This is a genomic window from Sphingomonas sp. KRR8, from assembly GCF_023559245.1.
Lineage (GTDB): Bacteria > Pseudomonadota > Alphaproteobacteria > Sphingomonadales > Sphingomonadaceae > Sphingomicrobium.
Genome location: NZ_CP097462.1, coordinates 2064599 through 2083438 on the forward strand (window position 1 = coordinate 2064599; position 18840 = coordinate 2083438).

Below are 18840 nucleotides of genomic sequence, written 5' to 3' on the forward strand. Positions count from 1 at the left end.
TTGGCCTAGAACTTCAGCGCGGTGCCGATGTAGACCGCCTGGCTGTCACGGCGCTGGTCGGCGAAGGTCGCGACCTTCTCACGCTCGATCTTGTAGCGAACGCCGCCGGTCACGGCGACATTGCTCGACAGATTGTAGGCGCCGCCGACATCCAGCGCGTAGCTGTTATTGGTGGCGATAGCGGGCACGTTGCGATCACTGCGATCGGCGCTCGCCGCCATTCGCGCCGTGAAGCGCTTCAGATTGTAATTGACGCCGACCACCGCGCCTTCGCTAGCGCCAAGCGCCGGCACGTCAGACTTGGCCTTGGCGACGTCGCCGGTCAGCGCGAAACGACGCCAACCGACGGCTACGCCGAGATTGTAGCTGGCAGGAGTGAGCGCCACGCCCTGGTTGACTGGCAGGGTGGCCAAGTCGGCCGCCTTGAGCGCCCGATCGGGCAGCTGCGCCCGGATCGCCACTCTCACCTGATTCGGACGGCGCTTGGCCGCCGCCGGCGTGAAGCCGAAGTCGCTGGCGAGGGCCGGGCGGCTAGCAAGTGCCGCGGCGAGTCGCGGGTCGGCCTGGGCCGGCGTGAAACCGCGCTCGAAGGAGAGGGCGAGCGCTGGCGGACGACCGCCCTTGCTCTGCGGAGCGGCTGCGATGACCACCGTCGCAGGCAGCAGGAGGCTGGCCGCGGCCCATGCCACGGCAATCTTACCTTTGCTGATTCTGCCCCGGTTCATTGTCGAGTCACCACTCCCTGTGTTGAGGATATAGCCTCGCTTAGATGAATGTTCCACGACACTTCGGAGTTGGCGGGCCGATGTGACATTGAATCCACAATGCAGCCGCCCCGTTACGCCGCTTGCCCGCTTTGGCACAGCATCTATAACGCCGCCCGACCCTTCTCAAAACAAGATGGCAGGAAGATCCTCGATGGCCCGCACCACCCTCACCGCTGCGCTGATCCCCCTGGCGTTGCTCGCCGCGGGCTGTTCGCGCAATCGCGACGTGCCGACCCGGCTCGCGCCCGCGCGGCTGACGCAGATCGGCGTCAACACCTATCTGTGGCGTGCCGCCATCGACACGCTAAGCTTCGCGCCGTTGGTCACCGCCGACAGCAACGGTGGCGTGATCGTCACTGACTGGTATGCCAACCCGCAGGCGCCGGGTGAGCGGGTCAAGCTGACCGTCTCCATCCTCGATCAGGACCTGCGGGCCGACGCGCTGCGGGTCGCCGCCAGCCGCCAGGTCAACCAGGGCGGGCAGTGGGTCGATGCGCCGGTCTCGGCCGCCACCGTCCAGAAGCTTGAGGACATCATCCTGACCCGCGCCCGCGACATCCGCCGCGGCACTGTCGCCGGCTAAGCACCAAGAGGCGTTTCATGACCGACCGTTTCGACCCGGCGGCGAGCGACTCCCGCTGGCAGGAGCGGTGGGAGTCGGAGGGCTGTTTCCGCGCGGACAGCGCCAGCCCCAAGCCAAAATCCTACGTGTTGGAGATGTTTCCCTATCCATCGGGACGCATCCACATGGGGCACGTGCGCAACTACACCATGGGCGACGTGCTGGCCCGCTTCCGCCGGATGCAGGGCTTCGAAGTGCTCCACCCGATGGGCTGGGACGCCTTCGGAATGCCGGCCGAGAATGCGGCCATGGAAAAGAAGGTCCACCCCGGCAGCTGGACCCGCGAGAACATCGCCACCATGCGCGGCCAGCTTAAGCGCCTTGGCTTCGCGCTCGACTGGAGCCGGGAGCTCGCGACCTGCGAACCCGATTACTACGGGCACGAACAGGCGCTGTTCCTCGACCTGTTTGAAGCGGGCCTGGTCTTCCGTAAGGAATCGGAGGTCAACTGGGATCCCGTCGACATGACCGTGCTCGCCAACGAGCAGGTCATCGACGGCAAGGGGTGGCGCTCGGGGGCGGCCGTCGAGCGGCGCAAATTGAGTCAGTGGTTCCTCAAGATCACCGACTTCGCCGAAGAACTGCTCGATGGCCTTGGAACACTGGACCAGTGGCCCGACAAGGTTCGCCTGATGCAGGAGAATTGGATCGGCAAAAGCCAGGGACTGCAGTTCCGCTTTCAGCGCTTGGATGGACCGGGCGAGATCGAGGTTTTCACCACCCGGCCAGACACCATCTTCGGTGCCAGCTTCATCGCCATTTCACCCGGTCACCCGATTGCCGAAGCGCTCGCGGCCGAGCGGCCCGAGGTCGCCGAGTTCATCGCGCTTGCCAAGCAGGGCGGTACCACCGCCGCGGAGATCGAGACCGCCGAGAAGCTTGGGTTCGACACCGGCCTCGAGGTTCTTCACCCGCTCGACCCCGACTGGCGCCTGCCGGTGTGGATCGCGAACTTCGTGCTGATGGACTATGGCACCGGCGCACTGTTTGGCGTTCCGGCGCACGACGTCCGTGACTTCGAGTTCGCGAGCAAATACCACCTCCCGATCCGCCGCGTGGTCGCCGCGAGCGCCAACGAGGCCTCGCTTCCGGTTACCGCGGCCGAGGTAGGCTCGGGCGTCGCGGTGAACTCGCGCTTCCTCGATGGCCTCACCAGCGATGCTGCGACCGCCGAGATCATCCGCCGCGCCGAGACCGCAGGCTGGGGCAAAGGCACCATCCAGTACCGCCTCCGCGATTGGGGTGTCAGCCGCCAACGCTACTGGGGCACGCCGATCCCAATCATCCACTGCGATGCGTGCGGGCCCGTGCCCGTGCCTCGCGATCAGTTGCCGGTGGTTCTGCCCGAAGACGTCAGCTTCGACGTGCCCGGCAACCCGCTGGACCGCCATTCCACGTGGAACAAGGCCGAGTGCCCCAAGTGCGGGGGCGCGGCCCGGCGGGAGACCGACACCCTCGACACCTTTGTCGATTCCTCCTGGTACTTCATCCGCTTCGCCAGCCAGCCGGACGACAAGCCGTTCGACCGCGCGGAGGCTGAGGCCTGGCTCCCCGTTGGCCAGTACATCGGCGGGGTCGAGCATGCGATCCTGCACCTGCTCTACGCCCGCTTCTGGACCCGGGCGCTGGAACGCATCGGCCGACTCGGCATGGCCGAGCCGTTCAAAGGCCTGTTCACGCAAGGGATGGTCACTCACGAGACCTATCGCGCGGGCGACGGCAGCTGGCTCAGCCCTGATGAGGTCCGTCGCGACGGCGACGATTGGGTGCACGTCGAGTCCGGCCAGCCGGTCACCTCCGGCCGCGTCGAGAAGATGTCCAAGTCGAAGAAGAATGTCGTCGATCCGGACTTGATCATCGATCGCTACGGCGCGGACGCGGTGCGTTGGTTCATGTTGTCCGATTCGCCGCCCGAGCGGGACCTTGAATGGTCGATCGGCGGCATCGAGGGCGCCGCGCGCTTCGTCCAGCGGGTCTGGCGCCTGGCACAAAGTGCGGTCCAGCCCAAGACGGAGGGCGAAGATCTCGAACTGCGCCGGCGAATGCACAAGACGATTGCCGCCGTCGGGCAGGCGATCGAGGGCCTGCAGTTCAACAAGGCGATCGCCAGTCTGTATGAGCTGACCACCGCCATTGAGAAGGCGAAGCCGTCGACCGACCGCACGAGCGCCATCCATACGCTGCTGAAGCTGGTCTCACCGATGGCTCCTCACCTCGCCGAGGAAGCCTGGACCGCCGTTGGCGGTGACGGCCTGATCACCGACCAGCCTTGGCCCGAGCATGATCCCGCGCTTCTGGTCGACGACCAAGTGACGGTGGCGGTGCAGGTCAATGGCAAGCTGCGCGACACGTTGTCCGCCCCTCGGGGACTTGCCCGCGAGGAATTGCAGGCCATGGCCCTTGGCGCCGACAAGATTTCGCGCCTGCTGGACGGCGCTGAGCCGCGGAAAGTGATTGTGGTGCCCGATCGCCTCGTGAACATCGTCCTGTGAGCCGCTTTCTACTCCTCCTTGTGCTGGCGGTCGCGACTTCGGCCTGTGGCCTTCGTCCGCTCTATGCCGGGGGTGAGTCCGGGCCAGTCGCGCAGGTTCTGCGCTCCGTCGCAGTTCAACCGATCCCCGGCCAATCGGGTTATCTCGTCCGGTCCGCGCTGGTTGACCGGCTTGGCACCACCGACGCCAACCCCCGCTACCGGCTGCAGGTCGAACTCGACGATGCCATCGAGGGCTTCGGCATTCGCGGCGACTCCGCCGTGACCCGCGAACGGCGCACTCTGCGGGCGCGCTACCGTCTTGTGGATTCCACCACCGGCGCCGTGGTACTCGACGCTACCGCCGGGTCCGATGTCGGTATCGACGTGGTCAGCAGCGAATATGCGACCGTCGCCGCCGAGCAGAGCGCGCTGGAGCGGCTGAGCGTGATCCTTGCCGACCAGATTGTCGCGCGGCTTGGTCTTTACGCGACCCGGACCGGCGCGCGGTGAAGATTTCCAAGGGGCAGGTCGACCGTAGTGTCGATCGGCCCGATGCGGCTGTCCGCCTGTATCTGTTCGCCGGCGAGGACGAGTCCGCCTCCCGCGCGCTTGCCGCCCGTCTGCTGGCTGGCCTCAACGCCGAAAAGGAGGCGCTCACGGGCGTCCAGCTCAAGAGCGACCCTGCCCTGCTCAGCGACAGTGCCAGCGCCATCTCCATGTTCGGCGGTCCGCGCCTGATCTGGGTCGAGCCCGCCGGCGAGGAGTCGCTGCCCGCAGTGGAAGCCCTGCTCGCCGCTCCTGCGGTCGAACACCCAACCGTGCTCATCGCCGGAGCGCTCAAGAAGACTTCGGCGCTGATGAAGGCGGTGGACGCCCACGCCAGCGCTCTGTCGCACCTTTCCTACATGCCGGATGCGGCCAACATGGGCCGGCTAGTCTCCGATCTGGCGCGCGGACAGGGCTTGCGCCTGTCCCGTGATATCGCGGACCGCGTGGCCGCTTCAGCGGGCGCCGATCAGGCGATCATCGCGCAGGAACTCGCAAAATTCTCGGTTTTTCTCAACTCCACTGCCGAAAATCCGCGCGAGCTGCTGGCCGAACACCTCGACCTGCTCGGCGCCGACGCGCCGGACCGCGACCTCAACCGTGCTGGTGACCTAGCGCTAAGCGGAGCGCTGGCCGACCTCGCCGACGAATTGGCCGTCGCCGAAGATGTCGGCAGTGACGCCATCCCGATGACCCGATCATTGCAGCGCCGCCTTCTTCAGCTCGCTCCCTTGCGGGCGCGGCTCGACTCCGGCCAGCCCATGGACGCGGTGCTGGCCGGCATCTTCTGGAAGGACCGCGCCCTGGTCGGACGCATGCTGTCGCGCTGGACCAGCCCCCGCCTGGCACAGGCGATGAGTCGTCTGGCGCAGGTCGAACGCGAATTGCTTAAGGGCGGTACCGCCCCGCCTGCCGCGGCGACGCTCGGCACCGAATTGCTGCAGCTGGCCCGCGCAGGCCGTCGCTGAGCCTAGATCGGTTCGCCGGTCAGCCGCTGGCAAACCAGATCTAGCTGATCGAGCGTTGAGAAGTGCAGCGTCACCGTTCCCGCGCTACCCTTGGCAGCAATCTTTACCCTAAGGCCCAGAACGTCGCCCAGCTGGCGCTCCAGCGCCGCCACGTCGGCGTCCTGCCCGGTCCCCACCTTTCTGGCGGAAGCACGGGCGCTGTCGCTCTCGTTGCCGGGTTTGACCGCCTTGGCCAGCTGCTCCGTCTGGCGGACCGACAGGCCACCGGCGATCACCTCTCGTGCAAGCGCCTCGGGATCGCTTGCGGTGGCCACTGCCCGGGCATGCCCCATGGTCAGTTCGCCACGCAGCAGGGCCTCTCGTACGAACTCTGGAAGATCCCGCAATCTCAACAGGTTAGCCACATGGCTGCGTGACTTGCCGACCAGCTTGGCGACAGCATCCTGCCCGTGCCCATAGCGCTCGATCAGACTGGCGTAGGCGTCGGCCTCCTCCAACGCGTTCAGGTCCTCGCGCTGCACATTCTCGATCAGCGCGACCTCCGCGCTGGCGGCTTGGTCAAACTCGCGAACCAGTGCCGGGATCTTGTGCAACTGAGCCCGTTGCGACGCGCGCCAGCGGCGTTCGCCGGCGATCAGCTCGAAACGGCCGTCCTTGAGGTCGCGAACAAGGATGGGCTGAAGCACTCCACGCTCGCCGATGGACGCGGCAAGCTCGGCAATCGCCACCTCATCGAACACTCGGCGGGGTTGCTGCGGATTGGGTTTGATCGCCGCAATGTCGATCTCGCGCACGCCCGCGCCCCGCGGACCCTCCAAGTCCGGCTGAGCGTCACCTAGCAGGGCAGACAGTCCACGCCCGAGCCCGCGCTGCCGAAGCTCGTTCATGCAGCCTCCACGATGACTGGTGCCGGAAGGCGATCCATCAGTTCCTTGGCGAGCCGCACATAGGCTTCACTCCCCGAGCAGCGCAGGTCGTAGATCAGGGCCGGCAAGCCGTGGCTGGGCGCTTCCGACAGCCGCACGTTGCGCGGCACCACAGTTTCGAACACCGCCGAGCCGAGGCAGGCGCGAACGTCCTCCGCGACCTGCCGGGACAGGCTGTTGCGTCGGTCGAACATGGTGAGCGCAACGCCAAGGATGCTGAGGTCCGGATTAAAGCGAGTTCGGATGCGCTCGACCGTCTGCAACAGCTGGCTCAAGCCCTCCAAAGCGAAGAACTCGCATTGGAGCGGCACCAGCAGTTGCCGGGCAGCGATCAACGCATTCACGGTCAGAAGGCCCAGCGACGGCGGGCAGTCCATCAGGACGATGTCCCAACGGCCGACTGGCGCCTTGTCGAGCGCATCCGCAAGCCGGTGCGTGCGCCGCTCAAACTCCACCATCTCCACTTCAGCGCCGGAGAGATCCTGGGTAGCCGGCACAACGTCGAGCCGAGGAACGCGGGTGGCGACGACCGATTCCTCGAGCGTGGCTTCACCCATCAGGACGTCGTAACTGGAATGGTGACGGGCGGCCTGGCTGACGCCCAGCCCCGTCGATGCATTTCCCTGCGGATCAAGATCGAGCAGCAGCACCCGCCAGCCCGTCGCCGCGAGTGCGGTCGCGAGGTTGATGGCGGTGGTGGTCTTTCCCACTCCACCCTTCTGGTTGGCGACCGCAATCCGGATCATCCCCGCCCCTTTCGTCTTGGCGACACGCCCGAAGCAATCACGATCACCGCTTCCCCCTCGGTGATGCTCGGCTCCGTACGAAAGTGACCTTGCCACGAGGAACGAGCCGCTGCCAGTTCCATTTGTCCAGACCGGCCCTTCGGTAGTACCCAGACGGTCTGTGGATGCGACAAATGGTGTGCAACAGCAAAGAGCCGCTCGATTGCAGCCACGGCCCGCGCGGTAATCGTGTCGAACTTTCCTGAAACCCGCTCAACCTTCGCCTGCTGAACAGTGGCATGGCGCAGGTCCAGCTCGTTGATACAGCGCTGAAGGAACTCTGCTCGTAAACGCCGGGGCTCAACCATCGTGATCGGCGCTTCACTAAGTATCGTCAGGACGAGCCCCGGCAAACCCGCGCCTGATCCTACATCGAGGTGTCGGCCAGCGGGCATGAACCGGAGCAACTGCGCAGAGTCGACGACATGCCGCATCCACACGTCTTCAGCCGTAGAAGCCGCGATCAGATTTTGCCGGTTGTTCTCGTCCAGTAACAGGTGAACGTAGTGCTCGAGACGCTCCATTGTTTCACGTGAAACGGAGCTTCCCGCCGCTGCTGCGACCTTTTCGATCACGCGGCGCGCCGAGAGATGGTGAGGTGCAGAGCAGTAAGGGCAGCCGGGCTGATGCCGGCCACGCGAGACGCCTGATCGAGATTGTCCGGCCTCGCTGCCGCTAGCCGCTCAGCCATCTCGGCGGACATTCCAGCGATGCTGCTAAAATCAAGGTCGCTGGGGATCACTGCGTCGGAAGACGCGCGGACCGCTGACCACTCTCTAGCCTGGCGCTCCACATAAGGCGCATAGAGCGCATCGGCCTTACCCTCGTCGGTCGTGGCGTATGCGGCCGTTGTCCTGAATTGTAGATGCTTATCGACTGCCTTGCGCCGCCGGTAGCTCAACGCTCCCGATGCGAGAGCATCCTCCCCCAAACGAGCGACGGCATTGTCGGCACGGAGCGCCAAGCGATGCTCGGCTCTCGCGGTCATCATTCGGTACGGCTCGCTGACGCCCTGAACGACCAGATCATCGATCAGGACACCGATGTAGCTGGTCTCTCTTCTGAAGAAGAGCGGGGCCATATCACAAGCCACAGCCGCGCTATTCAAGCCTGCGACGAGGCCTTGTGCTCCGGCCTCCTCATACCCCGTCGTGCCGTTGATCTGCCCAGCGAGGAACAGCCCCGCAACCGCCTTGCTTTCAAGCGTGCCGCTCAGGTGACGCGGGTCAACGTGCTCATACTCGACGGCATAGCCGGGCTTTACGACCGTCACCCGTTCGAGCCCCGTGATCGAACGGACAAAACTCTCCTGCACCTCCGCAGGCAGGGAAGTCGAAATGCCGTTCGGATAGACCAGGGTTGAATCAAGCCCCTCCGGTTCGAGAAAAATCTGGTGGCTGTCGCGATCGGCAAAGCGTCGCACCTTGTCCTCGATGGAGGGGCAATAACGCGGTCCCCGCCCCTCGATGGCTCCGGAGTATAGCGGAGAGCGATGTTCCGACGACCGGATGATCTCGTGCGTGTCCGTCGTGGTCCGCGTGATCGCGCACCGAAGCTGCGGGGGTCGGGCACCGTCATCCAGCGCGCTCATCAGCCACGGGCTTGCATCGGATGGCTGCTCTTCCAGAACACTCCAGTTGATCGTCCGTCCGTCCAGGCGCGGCGGCGTTCCGGTCTTCAGTCGACCTTGCGCTAGGCCGAGCTCCCGTATCTGATTGCCCAGAGGAACGGAGGATGCCTCACCACTGCGACCGGCGGCTGAGGACTGTTCTCCGATGTGGATGATCGCCTTGAGGAAAGTTCCCGTGGTAATGACGACTGCCCGGGCCTTCAGTTGGCTCCCGTCAGAAAGAGCAACGCCGGCCACCCTCCCGCTGACGACGATGAGGCGAGTGGCTTCGCCTTCGATCTGGGTCGCACCGCTCTCTTCCACCATTCGGCGGACGGCTCGTGCGTAAAACTTTCGATCAGCCTGAACCCGTGGACCGAAGACGGCTGGCCCCTTGCTGCGGTTCAACATTCGGCGGTGGATCGCAGCGTGATCGGCCGCCCGCGCCATCAAACCATCGAAGACGTCGAGTTCGCGGACAAGGTGCCCTTTACCGACGCCTCCAATCGACGGATTGCAGCTCATCTGGCCGATGTTGTCAGCACGGAGGGTGACCAGTGCCACCCGCGCTCCACGGCGGCTCGCCGCGCATGCAGCTTCGCAGCCGGCATGACCTGCCCCGATTACGACCACATCAAACATGCGGGCGCCTTAGCCGACCAATGTTCCACGTGAAACACGGCTCCGCTATTTACCCAAGCAATAGCGTGAGAACAGTGCGTCGAGCATCTCTTCGGTGCCACTGCGACCAGTGATCTTGTCGAGCAAGGAGCGAGCTTGGCGAAGCTGCTCCGCCAGGATGACGAGGTCCGTTGAAACCCCCTCCAATGCGCCTGCCGCTTGTTCCAACAGGTCTGCGTGCCGCTGATTAAGCGCCAGCTGGTCCTCCGGCGGCACCACGGTCTCGACAAAACGGCGGATCGCATGGAGCAAGGATGTCAGCCCCTCCCCAGTCACGACGGATACAGCTATCCGGTCTGGCGGGGGACCCGGCCTTACGTCCGCTTGCGCATGAATGGGGATGACCCGCGGATGCGTGGGCCTGCTCTCCTCATTTCCCAGCCAGAGCACAACATCCGCGAAGTCGACTTGCACCAGCGCACGCTCGACCCCAATCCGCTCGACGTGCTGATCGGTCGGCCTGATCCCAGCGGTGTCGACCAGAACGATCGGCAGGCCACCAATCGCAAGCGGTACTTCGATTACGTCACGTGTGGTACCCGCCTCATCGGCAACGATCGCGCGCTCTTCCCCCGCGAGGGCGTTGAGGAGGCTGGACTTTCCGCTGTTCGGCGGACCAGCCAGAACCACCCTAGCGCCCCGGCGGAGGACATCCGAGCGGGGGCGCGCAAGCCACCCCTTCCACTCGTCTGCGAGCTCACGGGCGGCGGTCACCAGCGCACCCGTGTCCAATGCTGTCTCATCCTCATCACCAACATAGTCGATCGCCGCCTCGGCCTGGGCAGATAGCCCGACAACCCGTTCGCGCCATCCTGCGATCAGCCGCCGCAGGCCGCCGCCAGCAACCCCCATCGCCGCCCGGCGCTTCGCCTCGGTCTCCGCTTCGAGCAGATCAGCAAGTCCTTCGGCTTCGGTGAGGTCGATCCGACCAGCGGAAAGAGCGCGACGCGTGAATTCACCCGGCTCCGCCAAACGGCAGTGGGGGAAAGTGGACAAGGCAGCGAGCACCGCCGCCACAACCGCACGCCCGCCGTGGCAGTGCAGCTCCACCAGGTCCTCGCCGGTCGCACTGGCAGGGCTGTCGAAACGCAGAACCAACGCTTCATCCAGCAGAAGCCCATCGCTCCCCTTTAACTTTCGCACAGCGGCTCGACGGGGCGGTGGCAATGGGCCAGCCAGCCGCTCCGCTGCATCATGCGCGCGAGCTCCGCTAATCCGAATGACCGCAATCGCGGCAGGCGGACTGCCGCTCGAGTTCGCGAAGATGGTGTCCCCGTCAGCCAATGAAGGGGAGCAACACGGGACGCACGTCGTGGAAACCTTCCCAGATCATCTTGCCCGCCACCCACAGGATGACGACCAGACCGCCGTACGCGATCCATCGGTAGCGTTCGATGTACCGGGCGATGAGGTTAGCGGCGAGCCCCATCAGTGCAACGGAGAGCAGAAGGCCGACGATCAGGATGCCCGGGTGCTCGCGGGCGGCCCCAGCGACCGCCAGCACATTATCCAGGCTCATGCTGACGTCCGCGACGGCGACTGCCCAAGCGGCGGCGGCGAAGCTCTTCGCGGGTTTCAGCCCGCTGTGCTCGTCTCCCACGATCTCAACCGATCCGGTACTCTCACCGGCGTGGCGTAGCTCTCGCCACATCTTCCATGCCACCCACAACAGCAACAATCCGCCGGCCAGGATCAGGCCGACGATCTGCAGGAGCTGGCTGACCAACAGGGCAAAGGCGACCCGCAGCACAAGCGCTGCCATCACACCAATGAGAATGACCTTGCGACGCTGCTCCGCAGGCAGGCCCGCCGCCAGCGCGCCCACGACGATCGCATTGTCGCCGGCCAGCACCAGATCGATCATCAGCACCTGCAGGAACGCTGCAAGGGCGCCGGGCTGACCGATGTTCGCGAAATCCGCCGTGATGGCCTGCCAGACGCCGGACGGCATCGCCAAGCCGACAACAGTCGCGGACACGAAGCTCAGCATCATCGCCGTTTCATTCCTGACAAAGTCGCTTTCCTACCATCCGAACATCGTCCTCAGTCCCAGGACATGGTCTCCGCCGAGCCACCCCTCCACGATCATCTTCGCGGCGACATAGAGGATGACGCCCAGACCAATGTAGTTGATCCAGTGGTAGCGCTCGATCAGCCGCGCCACATAGTTGGCGGCAAGCCCCATGAACAGCACCGAGAAGCTCAGGCCTACGAAGAGAAGCGCTGGGTTGGAGCGGGCGATGGAGGCGACCAGCAGGACATTGTCGACGCTCATGCTAAGGTCGGCGATGGTGATCTGGATGGCCGCGCGAAGCAGCGACTTCGATGCGGGAGGACCTTCGATCTCCGGCGTGTCGGGATCATCGCAAACCTCGACCGGGACCGGGCGAAGCTCACGCCACATGTTGAACGCGACCCATAACAGCAGCAGCCCGCCGGCAAACACCAGGCCGGTGATCTTGAGCAATTGAGTCGCGATCAGGGCGAAGGTGATCAGGAACACCAGCGCCAGGCTGACTCCGAACAGGAGGACCTTGCGTCGGTCTTTTGGCGGCAAGCCAGCGGCAAGGCTGCCCATGATGACGACGTTGTCGCCAGCAAGCGTCAGGTCCCCGACGATGATCTGGCCTAGTCCGGCAAGACCGGCCGGGGTAAAGATCGACGCGAAGCTGAACATGACAGGGCTTTAATCATTCCGCGCTGCCGCGGTCCAGTGACCGAGAATGCGCGGAACGAGGCGCGACCCCCGGACACGTGTGAAGCGCGCCCGGCGGGCGGGCTCAGCCTACTGGTTCATGCTGGCGAAGAAGTCCTCGTTCGACTTGGCGTCCTTCATCTTGTCGAGCAGAAACTGCATCGCGTCGATGGTGCCCATCTGCATCAGGATCCTGCGCAGCACCCACATCTTGGTGAGGATGTTCTGCTCGACCAGCAGCTCCTCCTTGCGGGTGCCACTCTTGCCGACGTCCAGCGACGGGAAGATGCGCTTGTCGCTGACCTTGCGGTCGAGCACGATTTCGCTGTTACCCGTACCCTTGAACTCTTCGAAGATGACCTCGTCCATCTTGGAGCCGGTGTCGATCAGCGCGGTCGCGATGATCGAAAGCGAGCCGCCTTCCTCGATGTTGCGGGCCGCACCGAAGAAGCGCTTTGGCCGCTGCAGCGCATTGGCGTCGACACCGCCGGTCAGCACCTTGCCCGAGCTCGGCACCACGGTGTTGTAGGCGCGGCCAAGGCGGGTGATGGAGTCGAGCAGGATCACGACATCCTTCTTGTGCTCGACCAGGCGCTTGGCCTTTTCGATCACCATTTCAGCGACTTGCACGTGGCGTTGGGCCGGCTCGTCGAAGGTCGAGGAGATCACCTCACCCTTCACCGAGCGCTGCATGTCGGTAACTTCCTCGGGCCGCTCGTCGATCAGCAGCACGATGAGGAAGACCTCGGGATTATTGTCGGTGATCGCCCGCGCGATATTCTGCAGCAGCACGGTCTTGCCGGTGCGCGGCGGCGCGACGATCAGCGCGCGCTGGCCCTTGCCGAGCGGGGCGACGATGTCGATCACCCGAGCGCTCTTGTCCTTGATCGTCGGATCAAGCGTGTCGAGCTTGAGCTTCTCGTTCGGGTAGAGCGGCGTGAGGTTATCGAAGTTGACGCGGTGACGAACCTGGTCGGGATCGTCGAAGTTGATCTGGGTGACGCGGGTCAGGGCGAAATAACGCTCGCCGTCCTTGGGCGCGCGGATTTCGCCTTCCACCGTGTCACCGGTGCGGAGGCCGAACCGGCGCACGACCTGGGGAGTGACGTAGATGTCGTCGGGTCCAGCCAGATAGTTGGCCTCGGGACTGCGAAGGAAGCCGAAACCGTCGTTCAGCACCTCGATGGTGCCGGTCCCCATGATCTCGGCGCCGCTGTCGGCCCGGACCTTGAGGATGGAGAACATCAGGTCCTGTTTGCGCAAGGTGCTGGCGCCCTCGACTCCCATCTCCTCGGCCATCGCGACCAGTTCGGCGGGAGTTTTTTTCTTCAATTCTTTCAAGTGCATGTAGCTATGCCTGGGATGTGGGGATGGTCAGCCAGGTGGATGATAAAGCCGCTGAAAAGCGGTCACACCGGCTGAGGAGGAGGAATACGGACCGGTGCGCCCGTATGCGGTCCAGAGGTATGGTGCCGTTGCAGCCAAGTCAACCGGAGCATTGTGCTCCGGCGGCAACTAGAACGGCTTCACGATCACCAGCACGACGATCACCGCGGTGGCGATGCCCGGAATCTCGTTCATGATCCGCAAGGTACGGTTCTCGAGCGGCCTTGCACCGTTCGCCAGCTTGCGTCCGTAAGCACCCATCCAGCCCTGATAACCGGTCAGAGCGACCACCAGCGCCAGTTTGACGCTGAACCACCCCTCGCCCCAGGCGCCGAGGTGAAAGGCAAGCATCAGCCCCAAAATCCAGACGATCACCATCGCGGGCGTGAGAATAATCGACCGAACCCGCTCCTCGCGCTCAATCCAGGCTCGATCTTCAGCGGTGCCGGGTGGAGTGGCGTGATGGTAGACGTAGAAACGCGGCAGCAAAAAAAGCCCCGAGATCCAGAAGATCACGAAGGTCAGGTGCGCGGCCTTCACCCACGGGTAGGCGTTGCCAAGCCAGCCGACATAAGCGTCCAGGAACGTCATCGCCTCAGATCACCCCTCCAGAGGACTTCCCTAGCAGGCTCATCAGCTGTTCAACATGGGCGATCGGAGTGGTCTGCTGAATCCCATGTCCGAGATTGAACACGTGCGGCCTGCTGGCAAGGGCCTCGCGGATTCGCGTGACCGCTTCCTTCAGTCCGCGGCCTCCGGCAATGAGCGCCAGCGGATCGAGATTGCCCTGCACCGGCAGGCCTTCGGGAAGGACCGAGTGGGCCCAGGCCGGGTCCACCGTCTCGTCGAGGCCGAGCGCATCAACGCCGGTTTCCCGCGCATAAGCCGCCAGCTTGCCGCCGGCGCCCTTGGGAAAGCCGATGATCGCGAGGTCGGGCCGAGCGGCACGCAGCCGCTCTACCAGTCGCGCGGTGGGTGCGATCACCCAGCGCTCGAACTCAGCCGGCGCGAGGCTTCCCGACCAGCTGTCGAAGATCTGCACCGCATCCACGCCGGCGTCCGCCTGGCCGATCAGGTAGGTGAGGGTCAACTCCTCGATCCGTTCGATGATTGCGCCGAACAGCGCAGGGTCGCTGTAGGCGAGGCTACGCGCCTCCGCCTGCTCCCGGCTACCCTCACCCGCCACCATGTAGGTAGCGACCGTCCACGGGGCTCCAGCGAAGCCCAGGAAGGTTGTTTGGGGCGGCAGTGCGGCCTTCACTCGGGCCACCGTCTCATAAATGGGATCGAGGCGCTCCAGACGCAATTTCAGGCCGGCCAGGTCGGCACCCTTGAGCGGAGGTGCCAGCCGCGGCCCTTCGCCAGCGGTGAAGCTGAGCTGCTGGCCCAGCGCAAAGGGCACGATCAGGATGTCGGAAAAGAGGATCGCCGCGTCGAGCGCGAAACGCCGCAGCGGCTGGAGCGTGATCTCCGCCGCTGACTCAGGATCATAGACGAGGTCGAGGAATCCGCCCTTCTCGGCCCTCAGCGCGCGATATTCCGGCAGGTAGCGACCAGCCTGCCGCATCATCCACGCGGGCGGAGGGTCGCGCCGCTCACCGCGCAGCACCGCGAGCAGCGGTTTGTCGGTCGATCCCGCCGGTCGGAAAGCCACGCCCTTATTCCTCTCTTAGAATCTTAGAAGGTTGTTGAATGAAGTTGGCCGCTTGGTCGCGGGGAATAGGTGCGCCTCCCGATTTTGCCAACAGCGGTCGGGCGCCCGATGGCCAGCATTACCCGCGAGTCGGAACGAGACTCTCCCATGACTCACAGGCTGGGGATCAAGTCGGAAGGCCGTGGATAGAATCGCGAATGAAGACCGCCGGCGCGGGTGCGAACCGGCCAATTGGATAATGCACGAGGTCGCGCTAGGCCGGGCACAGGGTTTTTCCACAGGAACAAATATGGACCTCATCCTTGCCTCGACGTCCCCTATTCGCGGCACGCTGCTGGCCAATGCCGGCGTGCCTTATGGAATGGCGACGCCGGCAGTGGACGAGGCCGCGGTGAAGCAAGGCTTCGATGGCAATGATGGAGAGCTTGCCACCCGCCTCGCCGAATTGAAGGCGCTAGGCGTGGCGACGGAGCGACCGAACGCGCTGGTGATCGGCAGCGACAGCGTCGTGTCGGTCGATGGCCGCCGATTTTCCAAGCCGGGCGGCCTTGAGGAGGCGGCCGAACATCTACGCTTCTTCTCTGGGCGGTCCATGCTCCTGACCAGCGCAGTGGCACTGGCGAAGGGTGACAAGGTCGTCTGGCGCCATGCGGAGGAAGCCAGGTTGCAGGTTCGAACCCTCAGCGAAGCCTTCATTCACTCCTACCTCGCCAGTGATTGGCCAGAAGTCAGTTATTGCGTCGGCGTGTTTCGGCTCGAGGGTCCGGGCATCCAGCTGTTCGAGGGCATCGAAGGTGACCACTTCACCATCCAGGGCTTTCCCCTCCTGGCGCTGCTTGGCGAATTGCGCCGTCAAGGCGTCTTGGCGGTATGACGTCAGATCGCGTCCCCAGCATGTCACCCGGCAAACCTTATGCCGAGGTCATCGGTGACCCCATTGCTCAGAGCAAGTCACCGATGATTCACGGTTTCTGGCTCGAACGGCTCGGAATGGATGCCGAGTATCGCCGGACGCAAGTCCGTCGCGACGACCTTCCTTCTTATATAGCAGACCGGCGCGGCGATCCGCTCTGGCGCGGCTGCAATGTCACCATGCCGCTCAAGCTCGACGCCCTCCTCCAGGCCGGTGAGCGCAGCGATGAAGCGATCCAGGTCGGTGCTTGCAATACGCTTGTGCCCCGTTCCGGCGAGTTGTCGGCCGCCAACACCGACGTGGGGGCGATCATTCTTGTGCTGAAACAGCTTGCCGGCGCCTCGCCAGCGAGGTCCATGACCCTGCTCGGGACCGGTGGGGCGGCGCGCGCCGTGCTAGTCGCGTGCAAGTCGCTTGGCTTTACTGACGTGGCGATCCACGCCCGCGACCAGGAGGCGGCCTTCTCGCTCGCCAACAGCTTCGGGCTTTCCTTGCGGCCTCAAGAGCTTGGCGCACCTATCCGCACCGACGGCCTCGTCAATGCAACGCCGCTCGGCATGGTTGGTGCACCTGCGCTAGAGGCCGACCTGACGGCGATGCCGGCCGACGGCTGGGTCTTTGACCTGGTCACCGCGCCCGATCCCACGGCGTTGGTGGCCGATGCGCGGCAACGAGGGTTGGCCGCTTCCGGAGGCCTCACGATGCTCATCGAACAGGCCGCGGCGGCATTTCCGCTTTTCTTCGGCGTCGCCCCGCCGCGCGGGCCGGATGACGAGGATGAGCTTCACCGGCAGCTGGCCGCATGATCCGCCTTGCGCTCACCGGGTCGATCGGCATGGGAAAATCGACCGTCGCCGCCATGTTCCGTTCGCGCGGCGTGCCCGTGTTCGACGCGGACGCGGCGGTTCGCGCACTTCAGGGTTCCGGCGGCGCGCTGGTTCCGGCGGTCGAGGAGCGGTTCCCCGGAACCACGCGCGACGGCGCGGTTGATCGCGACGCCTTGGCCGCGGCCGTGCTCGGCAAACCCGGCGAACTCGCCGCCCTTGAGGCGCTGGTGCATCCCGCCGTGAAAGCCGCACGCGAGCGATTCATCGCCGATCATGCGGGAGAACCCGTTCTCCTGTTCGACATTCCCCTGTTGTTTGAAACGGACGGAGCAAAGGCATTCGACCGCGTGATCGTCGCTTCCGCGCCGGCTGACGTTCAGCGCCAGCGCGTGCTCGGCCGACCCGGCATGACCGACGCAAAGCTTGCGGCCATCCTCGCCCGCCAAATGCCCGATTCGGAAAAGCGGGCGCGGGCCGATGTAGTGATCGACACCGGCGCCTCACTGGCAGAAACGGAAAGGCAGGTCGACGCGATCCTTGCTGGACTGGATTCGGGCAAAGGCGCATAGATTCACGCAACCATGCGCGAGATCATCTTCGACACTGAAACCACCGGCGTGAACCCGGCCACCGGCGACCGGATGGTGGAGATCGGCTGCGTGGAGATGGTCAATCGGTGCGAGACCGGACGGCACTTCCATGCCTACTTCAACCCGGAACGGGCGATGCCCTCCGAGGCGGAGGCGGTGCACGGCCTGTCGGCCATCTTTCTGTCCGACAAGCCGCGTTTCGCCGAGCGTTGTGACGAACTGCTCGACTTCATCGGCGATGCGCCCCTGATTGCCCACAATGCGAGCTTCGACTTCGGCTTCCTCAACGCCGAGCTGGCGCTGTGCGGCCGCGATCCTGTCTGCATGAGCCGGATGATCTGCACCCTGATGATGGCGCGATCCAGGCATCCCGGCGCCAAGCATAGCCTCGACGCGCTCTGCACGCGGTTTGGAGTCGACCGCTCGGCGCGCGTGAAGCACGGCGCGCTGCTCGACGCGCAATTGCTCGCGCAGGTCTATGTCGAATTGACCGGTGGGCGGCAGATCGGGCTCTCGCTCATGGCCGAAGTGGTGGCCGACAGTGGCGTCAGCGCCGGTGTGGTCGCTCCGGCGCAGCGGCCGGTCCGCCCGGCGCGTCCCTACCACGCATCGGTTGAAGAGTTGGCGCGTCACGCCCAGTTCGTCGCGGGGCTGAAGGATCCGCTGTGGCACCTGCTGCAGCGGCAGGACGCCGGTCTCGCTCATTGACGGCATCGGCCTTGCTGAGGCAGGCCGCCGCCGCCGCAACAAGCAAGGGAGTCCGCTGAAGTGGACGTTCGGGTGTCGGGCCATCAGGTCGAGACGGGTGACGCGCTGCGGGCGCATGTAAGGGATCGCATCTCGGCGGTGGCGGACCGCTACTTCTCGCGCGCGATCGGCGCCAATGTAACCTTTGGCCGTGGGCCACACGATCGCGGCTTCACCTGCGACATCATCGCTCCGGTAGCCAATGGCGTCGTATTGAAGGCCTTTGGCCGCGCGCAGGACGCACACACCGCCTTCCAAGGCGCGGCCGACAAGATCGAGCGGCAGTTGCGGCGTTACGTGTCACGGCTTCGGGAGCGTAAGGGCGACCATGCGCCCAGTACCGAATTGGCACAGGATGCCGGCTACACGATCTTCGCCCCACCGCCCGAGGAGGCGCCGGCTCCAGAGCATCCGCCGATCATTGCCGAGACCAGCGTCGACATTCCGGAGGCGAGCGTCGGGGACGCGGTGATGCTGATGGACCTTCGCAACACTGGCGCGTTGATGTTCCGCAATCTTCGGACGGGTGCGTTCAACATGGTCTATCGCCGTGAGGACGGGACCATCGGGTGGGTCGAGCCGCGGAGCTGACCATTGCCCTTCCGAAGTGATTGCACCAAGCGTTCGCCCAATCCGGACGGCGCAGGATCG

20 protein-coding genes are annotated in these 18840 nt (G+C 64.8%); 9 read left to right on the forward strand and 11 right to left on the reverse strand.

Going from position 1 to position 18840, the window contains the following annotated elements; translation table 11 throughout:
- Positions 1 to 5 precede the first annotated feature (5 nt).
- Positions 6 to 689: a porin gene (locus tag M8312_RS10375; RefSeq protein WP_250117618.1), complete on the reverse strand. Its 684-nt coding sequence runs from the start codon at positions 687 to 689 to the stop codon at positions 6 to 8.
- Between the two features lie 211 nt (positions 690 to 900).
- Here M8312_RS10375 and M8312_RS10380 point away from each other — a divergent pair, with 211 nt between their 5' ends.
- From M8312_RS10380 to M8312_RS10395, 4 genes are read left to right on the forward strand one after another with little or no spacing between them, the layout of a single operon-like run.
- Entirely contained in the window at positions 901 to 1350 is a 450-nt protein-coding gene (locus M8312_RS10380; RefSeq protein ID WP_502957411.1) for a DUF3576 domain-containing protein, read from the forward strand.
- Positions 1351 to 1367: 17 nt separating this feature from the next.
- A complete protein-coding gene (gene leuS, locus M8312_RS10385) occupies positions 1368 to 3881 on the forward strand; it encodes a leucine--tRNA ligase (protein WP_250117620.1) in 2514 nt (837 codons plus the stop codon).
- A complete protein-coding gene (lptE, locus tag M8312_RS10390) occupies positions 3878 to 4372 on the forward strand; it encodes an LPS assembly lipoprotein LptE (RefSeq protein WP_250117621.1) in 495 nt (164 codons plus the stop codon). The genes leuS and lptE overlap by 4 nt, the downstream gene beginning before the upstream one ends.
- Positions 4369 to 5376 (forward strand): DNA polymerase III subunit delta, encoded by a 1008-nt coding sequence (locus tag M8312_RS10395; protein WP_250117622.1) that lies wholly within the window; start codon positions 4369 to 4371, stop codon positions 5374 to 5376. The genes lptE and M8312_RS10395 overlap by 4 nt, the downstream gene beginning before the upstream one ends.
- Positions 5377 to 5378: 2 nt before the next feature.
- On the opposite strand, the gene M8312_RS10400 is transcribed toward M8312_RS10395, so the two are convergent.
- The 10 genes from M8312_RS10400 to hemE all read right to left on the reverse strand — a co-directional run bounded on the left by M8312_RS10400 (position 5379) and on the right by hemE (position 15112).
- Complete coding sequence (locus M8312_RS10400; RefSeq protein WP_250117623.1) at positions 5379 to 6263, reverse strand: ParB/RepB/Spo0J family partition protein; 885 nt, start codon at positions 6261 to 6263, stop codon at positions 5379 to 5381.
- On the reverse strand, positions 6260 to 7048 hold the full coding sequence (locus M8312_RS10405) for a ParA family protein (RefSeq protein ID WP_250117624.1): 789 nt from the start codon (positions 7046 to 7048) through the stop codon (positions 6260 to 6262). Before M8312_RS10405 ends, M8312_RS10400 begins: the two co-directional genes overlap by 4 nt.
- Positions 7045 to 7662: a 16S rRNA (guanine(527)-N(7))-methyltransferase RsmG gene (rsmG, locus tag M8312_RS10410; protein WP_250117625.1), complete on the reverse strand. Its 618-nt coding sequence runs from the start codon at positions 7660 to 7662 to the stop codon at positions 7045 to 7047. The genes M8312_RS10405 and rsmG overlap by 4 nt, the downstream gene beginning before the upstream one ends.
- On the reverse strand, positions 7659 to 9338 hold the full coding sequence (gene mnmG / locus M8312_RS10415) for a tRNA uridine-5-carboxymethylaminomethyl(34) synthesis enzyme MnmG (protein ID WP_250117626.1): 1680 nt from the start codon (positions 9336 to 9338) through the stop codon (positions 7659 to 7661). Before mnmG ends, rsmG begins: the two co-directional genes overlap by 4 nt.
- 45 nt (positions 9339 to 9383) lie before the next feature.
- Positions 9384 to 10661, reverse strand: a complete 1278-nt coding sequence (gene mnmE, locus M8312_RS10420) for a tRNA uridine-5-carboxymethylaminomethyl(34) synthesis GTPase MnmE (protein WP_250117627.1) — start codon at positions 10659 to 10661, stop codon at positions 9384 to 9386.
- On the reverse strand, positions 10654 to 11367 hold the full coding sequence (locus M8312_RS10425; protein WP_502957460.1) for a YjbE family putative metal transport protein: 714 nt from the start codon (positions 11365 to 11367) through the stop codon (positions 10654 to 10656). Before M8312_RS10425 ends, mnmE begins: the two co-directional genes overlap by 8 nt.
- Positions 11368 to 11400: 33 nt before the next feature.
- Positions 11401 to 12054: a YjbE family putative metal transport protein gene (locus M8312_RS10430; protein WP_250117629.1), complete on the reverse strand. Its 654-nt coding sequence runs from the start codon at positions 12052 to 12054 to the stop codon at positions 11401 to 11403.
- Positions 12055 to 12162: 108 nt separating this feature from the next.
- Complete coding sequence (rho, locus tag M8312_RS10435) at positions 12163 to 13419, reverse strand: transcription termination factor Rho (RefSeq protein WP_250117630.1); 1257 nt, start codon at positions 13417 to 13419, stop codon at positions 12163 to 12165.
- A 168-nt stretch (positions 13420 to 13587) separates the two neighbouring features.
- The gene (locus M8312_RS10440) at positions 13588 to 14049 is read right to left on the reverse strand and encodes a CopD family protein (protein WP_250117631.1); all 462 of its coding nucleotides are present in this window, start codon (positions 14047 to 14049) and stop codon (positions 13588 to 13590) included.
- A 4-nt stretch (positions 14050 to 14053) separates the two neighbouring features.
- The gene (gene hemE, locus M8312_RS10445; RefSeq protein ID WP_250117632.1) at positions 14054 to 15112 is read right to left on the reverse strand and encodes a uroporphyrinogen decarboxylase; all 1059 of its coding nucleotides are present in this window, start codon (positions 15110 to 15112) and stop codon (positions 14054 to 14056) included.
- Between the two features lie 289 nt (positions 15113 to 15401).
- On the opposite strand from hemE, the gene M8312_RS10450 reads away from it, so the two are divergent.
- The 5 genes from M8312_RS10450 to hpf are packed head-to-tail and all read left to right on the forward strand — an operon-like array spanning position 15402 to position 18780.
- Entirely contained in the window at positions 15402 to 15986 is a 585-nt protein-coding gene (locus M8312_RS10450; protein WP_250117633.1) for a Maf family protein, read from the forward strand.
- The gene (locus M8312_RS10455) at positions 15983 to 16831 is read left to right on the forward strand and encodes a shikimate dehydrogenase family protein (RefSeq protein WP_250117634.1); all 849 of its coding nucleotides are present in this window, start codon (positions 15983 to 15985) and stop codon (positions 16829 to 16831) included. Before M8312_RS10450 ends, M8312_RS10455 begins: the two co-directional genes overlap by 4 nt.
- The gene (gene coaE / locus M8312_RS10460) at positions 16828 to 17421 is read left to right on the forward strand and encodes a dephospho-CoA kinase (protein WP_250117635.1); all 594 of its coding nucleotides are present in this window, start codon (positions 16828 to 16830) and stop codon (positions 17419 to 17421) included. The genes M8312_RS10455 and coaE overlap by 4 nt, the downstream gene beginning before the upstream one ends.
- A 12-nt stretch (positions 17422 to 17433) precedes the next feature.
- On the forward strand, positions 17434 to 18150 hold the full coding sequence (dnaQ, locus tag M8312_RS10465) for a DNA polymerase III subunit epsilon (protein WP_250117636.1): 717 nt from the start codon (positions 17434 to 17436) through the stop codon (positions 18148 to 18150).
- A gap of 60 nt (positions 18151 to 18210) precedes the next feature.
- Entirely contained in the window at positions 18211 to 18780 is a 570-nt protein-coding gene (gene hpf / locus M8312_RS10470; protein ID WP_250117637.1) for a ribosome hibernation-promoting factor, HPF/YfiA family, read from the forward strand.
- Positions 18781 to 18840: the final 60 nt, after the last annotated feature.